This is a genomic window from uncultured Amphritea sp. (assembly GCF_937127095.1).
Classification (GTDB): domain Bacteria; phylum Pseudomonadota; class Gammaproteobacteria; order Pseudomonadales; family Balneatricaceae; genus Amphritea.
This window is the reverse complement of record NZ_CAKZLP010000021.1, coordinates 1-13,699: the sequence shown is the minus strand read 5'-3', so window position 1 is coordinate 13,699 and position 13,699 is coordinate 1. Positions and strand designations below refer to the sequence as shown.

Below are 13,699 nucleotides of genomic sequence, written 5' to 3'. Positions count from 1 at the left end.
CACAAACATCTCACAGAAAAATCGTCCCCAGGCCCGCTGAAAACATCACCACCAACCAGGGTTTCAACTTCCAGAATACCAAAGCCATATAAGCCAGTAGCGCAAATGCAAACTCCGCAGGTCGGTGAATACTACTGGTCCAGACCGGATCGTAGAGTGCAGCCAGCAGAATACCCACTACGGCAGCATTCAAACCAGCAAGCGCCGAGCGTGTCTGACGATTGCCACGAAGGCTTTGCCAAAAGGGTAATGCGGCAAAAACCAACAGGAATGAGGGTAAAAATATCGCCAATAGACACACCACCGCCCCCGTTATGCCGGAAGGTTCCTGTTGCATCGACGCCCCTAGAAAAGCGCTGAAAGTAAACAATGGCCCGGGAACGGCCTGAGTCACACCATAACCTGCCAGAAAAGCATCCGGGGTAACCAGGCCAGTGGCAACAGTTTCTGTTTGCAACAGCGGCAGCACTACATGTCCCCCACCAAATACCAGCGAACCGGTACGGTAAAAGCTATCAATCAGGGTTAATAGCTGACTTGGAAATAGCTGCTGCAGCAACGGCAACCCCAGCAGTAACAGGATAAAAACCACCAGCCACAAAATTCCGGCTCGACGACTGATGCCGATGATTAAGTAATCGCCAGATACTCTACTGTCCGGGCGGATAAGCACCAGCCCCGCCATAGCGGCAACCAGCATCACCCCAATCTGACTCACCACAGTGCTGCTAATCACCACCACACAGGCGGAAAACAGCATCAGCGTGATTTTCACCGTGCCCTGACACAGGTTACCCGCCATCCCCCAGACCGCCTGTGCTACCACGGCCAGAGCTACCAGCTTCAACCCGGCTAGCAAGCCGTCAGGAATGGCTTCGCCAAATACCTGATAGCCAAACGCCAGCAGCACTAAACCTATCGCTGAAGGCAGAGTAAAACCCATCCAGGCGACGATTGCACCTGCATATCCCGCGCGGGACAAACCAATCGCCAGCCCCACCTGGCTGCTCGCAGGACCCGGTAAAAACTGGCAGAGGGCAACCAGATCAGCGTAAGCCTGCTCGGACAGCCAGCGCTGTCGCACCACGAACTCCTCGCGAAAATAGCCGAGATGGGCGACCGGCCCACCGAAAGAGGTCAGCCCCAGCCGCAGAAAGGTGATAAAAACCGGCCACAGAGAATCAGCTTTATTCATAGATACTTTTAACCGCAACAATACCGCTAAGGTCGCCGGCTACCCCTGATAGATCATGACAATACCAACCAGAATTGTGACAGCGGCAAGAACCCTCTGCTGCCAGGCAGTTCGTTCACGAAAGAAAATGATTGAGATAAGCGATGCCAGGATGATCCCGGCATTGGAATACGCCACCACCACCGCCGATGGCATCTGTTTCATCGCGAATACCACCAGCGCGTAGGCCAGACCGATACAAACCCCCCCCGCCAGCAGCGCTAATGGAGAGATGCAACGCTCTGGTCGCCAGCCAGTCGTTTGGCGATAAAGCAACAATGTCAGCGCCAGCCAGGAGGCGAGATACCCCACAGAGATAAAACCAATAATGGCGCCAAAGCTCTGCAGACTTGCAACCGCAGCTTTATCACTCAGCGAATAGACACTGGTCCCCAGCATTGCCACCATCGCCCAGGGCAGTGCCCGTTTATCAGAGGGAGAGCCAGAACTAAACGCCAGAATTAACAACCCGGCCACACTGACAATAATACCGCCCCAGGCCCAGACGCCTAGCGTCTCTCCAAGAAACAACACACTCCAGATGGCGATCAACAGCGGAGAGCTTCTCACCAGCGGATAGACCAGCGGTACCGGAGCATGATGATAGGCCTGTCGCAGCCCCATAAAGTAGACCACGTTGGCGGATGCTGAGATCAGCAGCAACAAGGCAAACGAGAGTGACCAGTCAACCTGCGTCACCAGTGACCAGAACCCCCAGGGAGCAAATATTACCAGATGCACCAGCAACACCCACCATAAAGGGAACGCGCTGGCAGACTGATAGCGGGCGATCAGGTTCCAGGTGACATGCATCATAACCGACAGGACGACGGCAATTTCCGGATCAAGTGTCATTATCTGTCTCAACACCCCTTTCTATCTCAAACAGCATTCCATCCCGGGCGATATACACCCCTTCAGGTAGTGTAGCGGCGGAATGCTCCAGCCAGCAATCCAACCGATGGCTTATATGAGTGAGCCAGAGACGGCTTGCCCCGCTTTGTCGCCACAGATCGAATGCGGCATTCAGATCATTATGGTTGCGGGGCATCGATTCCCGGGGAGGCTCGCTGCAATCCAGCACCAGATCATCCACCGGATAACGCTGCAGATAACTCAGAGTGTCGGGCGGCAACCCAGCCGTATCGGTAAGATACGCCATACAATAACAATCATTGCTGATCAGATAGCCAAAGGTTTCTCTGGAGTGGATCAGCGGCAGCGCAACGACCCTGAAGCCGGGCCACTCGACCGAATCAAAGGCCTTAAACGGGGGTTGAAACTCAAACACGCCGGGATGTTTATACAGATCATCCGCGCCTAAAGGGTCATCGGGACGGAATACCGGTATCGACCTCTGCTGTTCTGACCAGCGCAGATGAAACAATCCCTGCACATGGTCCATATGAAAATGGGTCAGCAGAATCCGCTTTACTGAGTCAAAACTAAAGCGTTCAGCCAGATCGGTCAGCCCGGCATCAACCAGTGTTACCCCTTCATCCGTATGAATCGCCAGAGAGGCCCCTCTGCGCCGCTTACTCGGATCAGACTGAGCCGCCTTACAGGCACTACAGTCGCAACCCCAAACCGGTACACCCGCCGCATTACCACTGCCGAGAAACTCAATTTTCAGCATCGCAACAGGTCCCGACATACTGCATGACAATGTCATAGAAGCGATCCACCGCGGTCGCCAGATCGCCGTTATTAGCTAACTCGACTGCACGGCCATACAGGTTGAGTTCAAACTTCAGGTTGCGAGCGATGCGGGCATCGATCTCAGACGCATGTTCCCGGCCCCGATTCAGCAGCCGCTCTCTGAGGTTATCCGGATCAACCATAATCAGTATCGGTATCAGGCGTTCACCAAAATGGCTGATCGCCTCTTCGAGATGGGCACGGGAGCCATTCACCACAACCGAATGACCACTGTTGAGCCAGCTATCAATCTCAGTGCCGATGGCGTAGCAGCAATTATTCGCCTGCCACTCCATACTGAACAATCCGAATTGCGAACGCTGCTGAAACTCACTGACACTCAGTTCAACATGGTTCTCGCCTCCCGCTTTCCAGCACCGGGTGATATAGCGGTGAGCAAACAGCACCGCGTGGTCACCCCCCAGCCGGTCACGTAAACCATTGATCAGTGAATCCTTACCGCTGCCCGACGGACCGGTGACATAGAATAGATATGACATAGTGTCAGAACGCCCGTTGGCCATCTTTCCACACATGGCGGATATGGGGGTGATCATGGGTGGCCTCACACCAGACCAGATCCGCTCTCAACCCCGGAGCAATCCGGCCACGATCGCTTAAGCCTACAGATCTCGCCGGGTTACAGCTCACCAGCGTGATCGCTTTAGCCAGGTCATACTGATTGCTCTCATCGCTGGCAAGTTTAAATGCGGCATCCAGCAGGCTGGCGGGATAGTAATCACTGGAGAGAATATCCAGTAACCCCTCTGATGCCAGTGTATGAGCAGCAATATTCCCAGAGTGTGAGCCACCGCGCACGACATTGGGCGCCCCCATCAGCACCGCCATCCCCTGCCCGTGAGCTGCACGGGCGGCTTCATAGGTGGTGGGAAATTCAGCAATAACCATGTTAAAACTGACCGACTCAGCAACATGATCACGGGTAGCATCATCATGACTGGCCAGAGGAATCCCCCGTTCATCGCAGATAGCACAGATATCGCGCCGATACTGATCGCTATAAAGCCTGCTGGCTTCGGTCTGGCGTTTAATAAAGACTTCCATCTCGGTATCAGAGAGTTTGTACTTACCCTGATAGTACTGCCGATATTTTTCCAGACTGGCAAACTGACGCTGCCCCGGGGTGTGATCCATCACCGACACCAGCTGCGGCGGATACCGCTCTGACAGCTGCTTAAAGTTACCCAGGGTATCTTCATGACTGACTTCACAGCGCAGATGCAACAGGTGATCAGAACGGGTCAAGCCACGGCTGCGACTTTCGCTCAGCGCGTCCGCCATACGGGTCAGGTTTTTCAGCCGTTCACTGCCTTCGATAACATCCCCCACTGAGATCGCATCAAACACCGTGGTAATGCCAGCACTGATCATCTGTGCATCATGCACCTTAAAAGCGGACAGCCCCGGCCAGGCAACACCGGGACGCGGCGTAAAGTGCTTTTCCATGTTATCGGTGTGCAGTTCCACCATCCCCGGCACCAGATACCCCCCGGCACAATCGACAGCACCGGGCAGCGTTACCGAGCCCTGATCAATCGACTCGATCAGTCCATCACGCAGCGTAACAGACCCCTGGATCACTTCATTTTCCAGCACGATATGTGCGTTGGTAAGAATCATGCTGAAACCCCTTCATTCGTGTGCAAACCATCTGCTTTGCGGGCAGGATTTACATGGAAAATCTGATCCGCCACCGCGTCGCGTACCTCAGCATCGTGGAAGATACCCACCACAGCCGTTCCACGGTTACGGGCCTGACGGATAAGATCCACCACCACAGCAGCATTACGCTGATCCAGCGATGCGGTGGGTTCATCCAGCAGCAGAATCGGGTAATCAACAATAAAACCCCGGGCGATATTCACCCGTTGCTGCTCGCCACCGGAAAACGTGCCCGGAGGCAGTGACCAGAGTCGTTCCGGAATATGCAGCTGTTCCAGCAGTTCAGCCGCTTTGGCGTGGGCCGTGGCAACGTTTACGCCCCGCTCCCGCAGTGGCTGAGCCACCACATCCAGGGTGGCCACCCGGGGAATCACCCGCAGAAACTGGCTGACGTAACCGATGGTTTCCCGGCGAATCTCCAGCAGAGTCTGACTGGCCGCACCAGTTATAGCGGTCATCTCACCACGATGGCGCACCGCTATTGAGCCACTGGTTGGCAGGTAGTTAGCGTACAGTGAACGCAACAGGGTACTTTTACCGGAGCCACTTTCACCAAACAGCACGGTGCACTCGCCCTGTTTAGCGATAAAATCGATACCATCAAAAACCGGCAGTTTAATACCGCCCTGATTGTGCAGGGTGAACACCTTGGTTAACCCCTGCACCTCTATCATCGTTTGCATAATTTTATTCCCGGGGTTATGAGGTCAGTACGGAGGACACCAGCAACTGGGTATAAGCGTGCTGAGGGTCGTCAAGCACCTGATCGGTGAGACCGGTTTCAACCACCCGTCCGTGACGCATCACAATCAGTCGCTGCGCCAGCAAACGGGCCACCGCCAGATCATGGGTGACAATCACCACCGCCAGGTTCATCTCAGTCACCAGTTGCCGCAGCAGATCCAGAAGCCGCGCCTGAACCGACACATCCAGTCCACCGGTTGGTTCATCCATAAACACCAGACGGGGATGGGTGACCAGATTACGGGCGATCTGCAACCGCTGCTGCATCCCTCCGGAGTAAGTGGTTGGCTTATCGTCGATGCGGGCGATATCCAGCTCCACATCACTCATCCAGCTCTGCGCGGTATCCCGCAGATTGCCGTAATGACGCTGACCGGTCGCCATCAGTCGCTCACCAATATTAGCCCCCGCAGACACCCCCATACGTAAACCATCACGGGGATGCTGATGCACAATACCCCACTCGGTGCGCTGTAGCTGGCGCTGGCGTGATTCACTCAGGCCATAGAGATTGACCCACTCTGCAGCGCGGGTAAGGTAATGAATATCTCCCTGGTCTGGTGCCAACCGGGCGGACAGACAGCTAAGCAGGGTCGATTTACCGGAGCCGGATTCGCCGACAATTCCCAGCACTTCTCCGGGATAAAGATCGAAACTAACCTCCTCACAGCCTTTGCCCGCGGCATAGAGTTTGGTGAGGTTATCGACCTGTAAAATAGGTTCACGGTTCATACTGTCACCTCCAGATTTTCCATCCGCTCACGACAGTAGTCGGTGTCTGAACAGATAAACTCATGGGTTCCCTGATCATCCATAATCACCTCATCAAGGAAACTCTCAGCAGAGCCACAGATAGCACAGCACTGCTCCCACTTCTGCACCTCAAACGGATGGTCTTCAAAATCGAGACTCTTAACATCGGTGTAGGGTGGGATCGCATAGATCCGTTTCTCCCGCCCGGCACCAAACAGCTGTAGCGCCGGTGAGTTATCCATTTTAGGGTTATCAAATTTAGGGATCGGTGAGGGGTCCATCACGTAGCGACCGTTAACCAGCACCGGATACGCGTAAGCCGTAGCGATATGACCAAACTGCGCAATATCCTCATAAAGTTTGATATGCATCACGCCGTAATCCTCCAGCGCATGCATCTTGCGGGTTTCAACCTCACTAGGTTCAATAAACCGCAGCGGCTCAGGAATCGGCACCTGATAGACCAGCACCTGCCCCGCCTGAAGTGGCTTTTCCGGAATCCGGTGACGGGTCTGAATCAGCGTCGCCTCTTCCGTTCTCTCGGTGGTTTTCACCCCGGTAAGATCGCGAAAAAAGGCCCGAATACTCACCGCATTGGTGGTGTCGTCAGCGCCCTGGTCGATCACTTTGAGGCAATCCGTCTGGCCAATCACCGCCGCTGTTACCTGCATACCACCGGTACCCCAGCCATAGGGCATTGGCATCTCGCGGCCACCAAATGGCACCTGATAACCGGGAATAGCCACCGCTTTCAACAGTGCACGCCGGATCATCCGTTTGGTCTGCTCATCCAGATAAGCGAAGTTATAGCCTTCCCGAATAGTCTGTGGATTCATCAGTTCGTTTCCTTAGCAGAATCACTCTGCTCAGCAGCCCGTATACGACGCAACAGCTCCAGTTCTGACTGGAAATCAACGTAGTGAGGCAGTTTCAGGTGAGAGACAAAACCAGCGGCTTCGACGTTATCGCAGTGGGACAGAACAAACTCCTCCTGCTGCGCCGGAGAGACCACCTCTTCGTCATAGTCAGCGGCTTGCAGTGAACGGTCCACCAGCGCCATCGCCATCGCTTTACGCTCACACTGACCAAAGCCCACGCCATAACCCCGGGTAAATTTCACCTCACCATCACGATGGCGGGTAAAACCGTTGACCATCTCGCACTCGGTCACCTGTACAGCGCCGATCTCGATTTCAAAGCCCAGCTCTTCAGGCACGATAGACACCTCAACCTCGCCGATGCGGATCTCTCCGGCAAAGGGATGGTTGCGGCCATAACCCCGCTGGGTGGAGTATCCCAGTGCCAGCAAAAAGCCTTCATCGCCCTGAACCAGTGACTGTAAGCGGGCACTGCGATCCGCCGGATAGGTGATCGGGTCGCGGGTAATATCGGTGGGCTGGTGCTGATGATCCATCTCGCTGGCCATCAGCTTTTCCCGTTCCAGAATCTCCAGCACTTTGGATACCGATTCAGGCACCGCCGTCAGGTTTTCAGCTTCGTCTGAGGGATCACTGAATTCACCCTCGGCCATCAGGCTGAAATCCAGCAGGCGGTGGGTGTAATCAAAGGTTGGCCCCAGTACCTGTCCACCGGGCAGGTCTTTATAGGTCGCAGAGATCCGCCGCTCGATCTGCATCGCTTCTGTATTGATCGGCTCACAGATGCCAAAACGGTTCAGTGTGGTCTTATAGGCGCGCAACAGGAAGATCGCTTCCACCAGGTCGCCAGCGGACTGTTTGATCGCCAACGCGGCCAGTTCAGGGTCATAAACAGCCCCCTCGGTCATCACCCGGGCAACCGCCAGCGGCAGCTGTTGTTCAACCTGCTTAACCGAAAGTTCCGCTTCGCGGGTATCACCGCGACGGACTTTCGCCAGTAGTTCATGGGCGGCGCTAATCGCCTTTTCGCCCCCTTTTACGGCTACGTACATCAGTTCACCTCCACAACGGTAGTTCGGGGAATGGCGATCACTGCATCACCCCCCAGCAGCACGATGTCCAACCCCAGCGGGAATGGATCGGGCCGCTCGGTCAGATAGCGGGTCAACTCAGCCGGTAGAGAGTCCACCGATATGCTGCGCTGACCCGGGATGCCCGGTCCCTGCAGGGTTAACTGAGTTGCCCCCGGCAGCGCTATATCAGACAACTGCGCTACCTGAACCAGCAGCGTGCAGCCCCGGTCAGGGTATTCAGCCGACCCCAGTTTAAGCTGCGACAGCGCTGGCAGCTGATCGGCCCGGCAGAGCACGAAGTCTGCTTCGCTGACATCCCGGGTTAGACGACAACCGGTGTGAAAACTAAGATTCTTCGACACGCTATCGTTATCAAACGATTCGGCTAACCAGATCCGGGTAGTCGAATCCAGCAGCGCTAAGCAGGTTGAAAAGGCCGCCGGACAAAGCGTCTCCAGTGTGTCCGTCTGATCCAGTTGTTCAATAACACCCGGTTCGCTCATCACCTTTAGCAGCGAGCGGAATACCTGCTGTGCATCGGTGACAGCGTCTTTAAAACCGACCTGTAGTGCGATACTGTTCATCGGTTAGTCCTCCCCTCTTACCAGGGTAAAGAAATCAACTTTGGTCGCGGCGGTCGCCTGCTGTTTCTGCTGCTGGGTATTCAGCATCAGCTGATTCAACGGTTCAATAATCATGTCGGTTAATGGCTGATGGAAATCCGCCAGTTGCAACATCGCATCCAGCTGCGCCGCCCGCAGCGCATGGGGCTTATTACGCCCGGCAACATAGCTAAACCCCAGCGAATCGCCCTGGCTACGAACGACACAACGGGTTACCGTCATATCACCCATATTGAATGCATCGCCCTTACCGCCCATCCGCGCACGCACCTGGGTCAGGCCTATTTCTGGCTCACGAATCAGCTCAAACTGCATATCGCTGACCACCGGGTCAGATAGCTTAAGCAGGGATTCGGTTGGCGCTTTCGCCAATACAGAGATCCAGCGCTGACGCTGTTCAGTACTAGTATTCATGGTGTTGGTTCCACTCGGTATTCAAAGTAATCGCTGCGGCTTCGGGCGATGGAATATTCGCGCAGTGCCCCGGACTGCCTACAATAGTTGCGGGTATGCACCTCCATTACCGGAACGCCCCGACTGATGGCTAACTGATTGCATTCGTCAAAAGTCGGCATCCGCGCCCTTAAACGGGTGGTTCCCCGCTGCAACTCAAGATCAAAGTTCTGCAACAGATAAGTGTGCAGCGACCCCTCACTAAAGTTATTCAGGGCATCATCAGGCAGATCAAACAGATAGTGGCGGATAAGACAGACAGGGTCTGATCCGATAAAACGACGGGTCTGCAACTCAATCACCCGGGGCGTTTCGGCTAAGGCCAGCCGCTCAGCAAGCGCCTCAGGTAACTGCACCACCCGGCACCCGGCCACCTCGGTTTCCAGGCCCAGTCCGATCTGGCTCAGGTTATGGGAGAACGCCGCCCGGTCATGCAGGGCATAATCGATCGGTTTCTGCACCACCCGGCAGCCCAGTCCCTGATGACGTCGCACCAGTCCATCCTGTACCAGTTCATCGATCGCCCGCCGGACCGTATGCCGGTTCACATCGAAACGGTCAGCCAGCTGGTTTTCCGGAGGCAACAAGTCGCCTGGGGTATATTGAGCGCCAATCTCATCTCTAAGTTGTGTCGCAATTTTGCGGTAAATAGCCATTTGTCTATACAAGTTCCGAAAGCTAAAAAAATAATCAGATAAAGGCTTTGCGTAACCGCTGGGACAGCAAGTCGGTCAGGGTCACACAGATAACAATAACGATCATCACCGCGCAGGTTTGCTGAAACTGGAAACCACGAATGCTCTCCCAGAGAATGACACCAACGCCACCCGCACCCACCATGCCGACCACCGTGGCCGAGCGCACATTGGATTCAAAACGGTACAGAGAATAGGAGATCCACAGCGGCAAAACCTGTGGAATAACACCGTAGAGAATCTCTTCAAGAATATTGGCACCTGTCGCTCTAACCCCCTCTACAGGGCGAGGATCGATCGCCTCAACCGCCTCTGAAAACAATTTTGCCAGTACACCGGTAGTATGAATGAACAGAGCGAGCACCCCGGCAAATGGCCCCAGGCCAACCGCCACAACAAACAACATGGCAAACACCATCTCATTGATGGCACGAGAAGCATCCATCAATCGACGCACTGGCTGATAGATCCATACTGGCATCAGGTTTTCAGAGCTGAGTATGCCGAAGGGAATAGACAGCAGAATTGAAAGAGCAGTCCCCCAGAGCGCGATATGAATCGTGATCACCATCTCTTCGAGGTAGAATTTAATGTCACTAAAATCAGGAGGAAAAAAGTCCGCAGCGAACTCCGCCATATTGCCCGCATCACGGATCAATACCATTGGGTTCATCTCTGCGCCTTGCCAGCCCCACCCCAACATTGCGAATAACACACCCCAGCTCAGCGCCGCCATCCAGTTAAATGGCTTGCTGACTATGGCATCATTATTCAGGTATGAATCTGTAGTCATTGTCTGGTTCCATTAAAAAAGCAGGTAACCAGCAACGCTTATACAAGCGCTGCCAGTTGTCGGATCAATTAAAGCGCCGCAGCCTGAAGGGCCGCCATACGACGGTTCAGCACCGCCAGTTGCTCATCAATCTCGTTGATTTTTTCTGCTTTCTCAGTGTCAGACAGACCAGAGTTGTTGATCATCTTCGCGCGGTTTTTGAACAGTGCCAGCTGACGGATAGGCAGCAGCTGATCATCGCTGGACGCTTTAAACGGAGCCCATTGCAGGTCCTTCAGAATATCCAGTTCTTTAGTATCATTGGTTTTTCCGTAAGACATAAAGAAGTCATAGATCTTGCCTTTGTCGGCTTCAGCCAGATTCTTACGCCATACGATAGGGTCAGACGGTATTAGCGGAGACTTCCAGATCACCTTCACTTTATCGACCATTTCCGGATGAGTAACGGCAATACGTGCAAGGTTTTCAGTGTTGTTAGTGGCAACATCAACCTGACCGTTGGCAACCGCCATAAAGTTAGCTTCATGGCTGGCATTGGTAACACGCTTAAATGCTTTTTTGGCATCAACACCGTTCTTGGCAAATACGTAATAGCTAGGCACCAGGAAACCAGAGGTTGAGTTTGGATCACCGTTACCGAACGCCAGCTCATTGCTGTGACTGAGAACATCTTCAACGCTGTTCAGCTTGTCATTGTTTGCAGACGCCAGCAGCACACTCCAGTAACCCGGATTACCGGTGACATCAACGGTCTGAGCAAAGATCTCGCCGCCAGCGCGATCTACGGCTTCCATTGCAGATTTATTGCCGTACCAGGCAACATCTACTTTATTGAAGCGCATCGCCTGGATTATGCCGGCATAGTCAGAAGCAAAAAACGGCTTAACTTCCATATTCAGTTTTTTAGACATATCTGCCAGAAACGGAACCCAGATAGTTTTCAGGTTTTGAGACGTTTCAGTGGAGATGATGCCAAAATTCAGCGTCTTTAACTCTTCAGCCTGAGCTGCACTGACGCCAGTCAGTGCCGCAGTGATCGCCAGGCCAGCAGCCAGCTTCGAAAACACTTGCTTAAGTTTCATGGGGTTTAGCTCCGGGGTTTTAGTTCAGGTTTTAAACAGGGTTCAGTTCACGATTTAAGTCGAACTCAGAGTGTTGTTGAGGCAATTCATTTGCCTCAGAGCCTTGCGTTCCTTCGGGTATATAGGTGCCGTACAGATCAGTTAGCAGAGCGGAATCCAGAGTTTCGATAGGACCATCGAAATAGATCTCACCCTCTTTCAGGGCGATTGCACGACTGCAGTATTTCTGTGCGTATTCAACCTGATGCAGGGTTACCACCACGGTGATGCCCATCTCCTGGTTGATGCGTTGCAGGGTCTCCATCACCTGGCGGGATGATTCCGGGTCCAGTGACGCAATCGGCTCATCGGCCAGAATCACTTCCGCCTCCTGCATCAGCGCTCGGGCTATCGCCACCCGCTGCTGCTGGCCGCCAGACAGATCAGACGCCCGCTTCAGGGCATGCTGCCGCAGCCCTACCAATTCAAGCGCTTGCAGAGCTTTAAGTTTTTCTTCCCTGGTAAACCAGCCCAACAAACTGCGATAGGTAGGGATCCGGCTCAGAGCACCAATCAGAACATTGGTTTGCACACTGAGGCGGTTAACGAGATTGAACTGCTGAAACACGTTCCCGATGCGGGCACGGGTTGTCCGCAGTTCTTTTGCCGGGCGACCATTTTGCTGAACTTTCCGCCCCAGAACCTCAACCTGCGATGCAGTATTGCGATTAGCAAATGTAAGTCCCGACAGATGACGCATCAGCGTTGATTTACCCGAACCGGAAGATCCGATCAGGGCAACCATCTCACCTTTTTGCACCTCAATCGAAACCCCTTTAAGAACAGGAACCCGGTTGAAGCTTTTCTGTAAATCCGAAATTTTAATAGCAGGCATGCAATTCAATCCTCTATCTGATTGCATGCAAGCTTAAGCGGGTTTTATGACAGCGAAGTTATCTAGACATGTTAGTTTTTTTACAGTTTTGTGTAATACGTTCGATGGCTGATGCAGATGCTATTTCTGATACTTAGCCAGAAACGCTTCACCGGACAGCGTGCGAAAATCCTCCATCCGCTGACTTAACAATGCATCATCCCAGTCCCACCAGCACAACCTGTTAAAGCCTTTGATCACCTCGTCGCTAAAGCGTTTTCGAATCGGCTTGGCGGCTACTCCTGCGACGATGGTGTAATCCTCAACATCTTTGGAGACCACGGCTCCTGCAGCGATCACCGCACCATTGCCCACAGTGACACCGGCCAGAATCACCGCCCCATGGCCGATCCAGACATCGTTACCGATCTTCACTGGCTGATCACGACGCCACTGAAAAAAAGACTCATCGTCGTCACCTAAACCATACATAGAACTACGATAGGTAAAGTGATGCATCGCCGCTTTTTCGACTGGATGGTTGCCCGGATTCAGCCGGGTATGGGAGGCAATCGAGCAGAACTTACCGATCGTTGTATTGATGATGTCGGAGTCATTTCCAACGTAGGCGTAATCGTCCAGACGTGAACTCATCAGCTTGCAACGCTCACCAACCTCATTAAAGCGTCCAAACTCAACATCCATAACCTGAGCATCAGCCGCGAGGGTGGGCTGTTCAGATAACCGTTTCATAGTCGCTCTCACTCCATAGGATAAATGGGTGAGAGCGTAAGGATTATTGATGAAATAAATATGACAGTTGAGCGACACAGATGATCAGCGCAGACCAACAGGCGGTTTTTAAACAGAGTGTTGATTAACCGTCAGGTCAGCCTCTAAAAGAAAAGGCTGATATACCAAGTATCAGCCTTTTTATCGTTGAGCAATGAGGTCGCCCGCTCAGTGCTCGATAACCTCCATGACCGCCTCACCCAGTTCCAGCATAGTGGCACTGCCACCCATATCCCGGGTCAGTGCTTTACCCTCAGCTAAGACGCTGGCCATCGCCTGTATCAGGGTGTCGTGCATCTGCTCAAAGCCCAGATGCTGCATCATCATCGCACCGGCCCAGATGGT

At 53.6% G+C, this 13,699-nt stretch carries 16 protein-coding genes; all 16 read right to left on the bottom strand.

The genetic code is table 11. The annotated features are described in order from the left end of the window. Positions 1-10: 10 nt before the first annotated feature. The 16 genes from chrA to Q0499_RS05370 all read right to left on the bottom strand — a co-directional run bounded on the left by chrA (position 11) and on the right by Q0499_RS05370 (position 13,315). The gene (gene chrA, locus Q0499_RS05445) at positions 11-1,195 is read right to left on the bottom strand and encodes a chromate efflux transporter (RefSeq protein ID WP_299197029.1); all 1,185 of its coding nucleotides are present in this window, start codon (positions 1,193-1,195) and stop codon (positions 11-13) included. Between the two features lie 39 nt (positions 1,196-1,234). Then, positions 1,235-2,089 (bottom strand): EamA family transporter, encoded by an 855-nt coding sequence (locus Q0499_RS05440; protein ID WP_299197027.1) that lies wholly within the window; start codon positions 2,087-2,089, stop codon positions 1,235-1,237. Next, a complete protein-coding gene (gene phnP / locus Q0499_RS05435; RefSeq protein WP_299197025.1) occupies positions 2,079-2,906 on the bottom strand; it encodes a phosphonate metabolism protein PhnP in 828 nt (275 codons plus the stop codon). The genes Q0499_RS05440 and phnP overlap by 11 nt, the downstream gene beginning before the upstream one ends. Then, positions 2,857-3,432, bottom strand: a complete 576-nt coding sequence (phnN, locus tag Q0499_RS05430; protein WP_299197023.1) for a ribose 1,5-bisphosphokinase — start codon at positions 3,430-3,432, stop codon at positions 2,857-2,859. Before phnN ends, phnP begins: the two co-directional genes overlap by 50 nt. Positions 3,433-3,436: 4 nt before the next feature. Continuing rightward, positions 3,437-4,573 carry an alpha-D-ribose 1-methylphosphonate 5-triphosphate diphosphatase gene (gene phnM, locus Q0499_RS05425; protein ID WP_299197021.1) on the bottom strand — a complete coding sequence of 379 codons (1,137 nt, stop codon included), beginning with the start codon at positions 4,571-4,573 and terminating at the stop codon, positions 3,437-3,439. Continuing rightward, complete coding sequence (gene phnL / locus Q0499_RS05420; RefSeq protein ID WP_299197020.1) at positions 4,570-5,298, bottom strand: phosphonate C-P lyase system protein PhnL; 729 nt, start codon at positions 5,296-5,298, stop codon at positions 4,570-4,572. The genes phnM and phnL overlap by 4 nt, the downstream gene beginning before the upstream one ends. Positions 5,299-5,314: 16 nt before the next feature. Continuing rightward, positions 5,315-6,091 (bottom strand): phosphonate C-P lyase system protein PhnK, encoded by a 777-nt coding sequence (gene phnK / locus Q0499_RS05415; RefSeq protein ID WP_299197019.1) that lies wholly within the window; start codon positions 6,089-6,091, stop codon positions 5,315-5,317. Beyond that, entirely contained in the window at positions 6,088-6,948 is an 861-nt protein-coding gene (locus tag Q0499_RS05410; protein WP_299197018.1) for an alpha-D-ribose 1-methylphosphonate 5-phosphate C-P-lyase PhnJ, read from the bottom strand. Before Q0499_RS05410 ends, phnK begins: the two co-directional genes overlap by 4 nt. Next, complete coding sequence (locus tag Q0499_RS05405) at positions 6,948-8,042, bottom strand: carbon-phosphorus lyase complex subunit PhnI (RefSeq protein ID WP_299197017.1); 1,095 nt, start codon at positions 8,040-8,042, stop codon at positions 6,948-6,950. Before Q0499_RS05405 ends, Q0499_RS05410 begins: the two co-directional genes overlap by 1 nt. Continuing rightward, a complete protein-coding gene (gene phnH, locus Q0499_RS05400) occupies positions 8,042-8,647 on the bottom strand; it encodes a phosphonate C-P lyase system protein PhnH (RefSeq protein ID WP_299197016.1) in 606 nt (201 codons plus the stop codon). The genes Q0499_RS05405 and phnH overlap by 1 nt, the downstream gene beginning before the upstream one ends. A gap of 3 nt (positions 8,648-8,650) precedes the next feature. Beyond that, positions 8,651-9,100 carry a phosphonate C-P lyase system protein PhnG gene (gene phnG, locus Q0499_RS05395; RefSeq protein WP_299197015.1) on the bottom strand — a complete coding sequence of 150 codons (450 nt, stop codon included), beginning with the start codon at positions 9,098-9,100 and terminating at the stop codon, positions 8,651-8,653. Continuing rightward, positions 9,097-9,795, bottom strand: coding sequence for a phosphonate metabolism transcriptional regulator PhnF (gene phnF / locus Q0499_RS05390; protein ID WP_299197014.1), 699 nt, complete (start codon positions 9,793-9,795; stop codon positions 9,097-9,099). Before phnF ends, phnG begins: the two co-directional genes overlap by 4 nt. Positions 9,796-9,829: 34 nt before the next feature. Next, a complete protein-coding gene (gene phnE / locus Q0499_RS05385) occupies positions 9,830-10,627 on the bottom strand; it encodes a phosphonate ABC transporter, permease protein PhnE (RefSeq protein WP_299197013.1) in 798 nt (265 codons plus the stop codon). A 68-nt stretch (positions 10,628-10,695) separates the two neighbouring features. Continuing rightward, entirely contained in the window at positions 10,696-11,709 is a 1,014-nt protein-coding gene (phnD, locus tag Q0499_RS05380) for a phosphonate ABC transporter substrate-binding protein (protein WP_299197012.1), read from the bottom strand. Positions 11,710-11,740: 31 nt separating this feature from the next. Continuing rightward, positions 11,741-12,583, bottom strand: coding sequence for a phosphonate ABC transporter ATP-binding protein (phnC, locus tag Q0499_RS05375; RefSeq protein WP_299197011.1), 843 nt, complete (start codon positions 12,581-12,583; stop codon positions 11,741-11,743). 120 nt (positions 12,584-12,703) lie between these two features. Next, positions 12,704-13,315 (bottom strand): DapH/DapD/GlmU-related protein, encoded by a 612-nt coding sequence (locus tag Q0499_RS05370; protein WP_299197010.1) that lies wholly within the window; start codon positions 13,313-13,315, stop codon positions 12,704-12,706. Between the last annotated feature and the right edge of the window lie 384 nt (positions 13,316-13,699).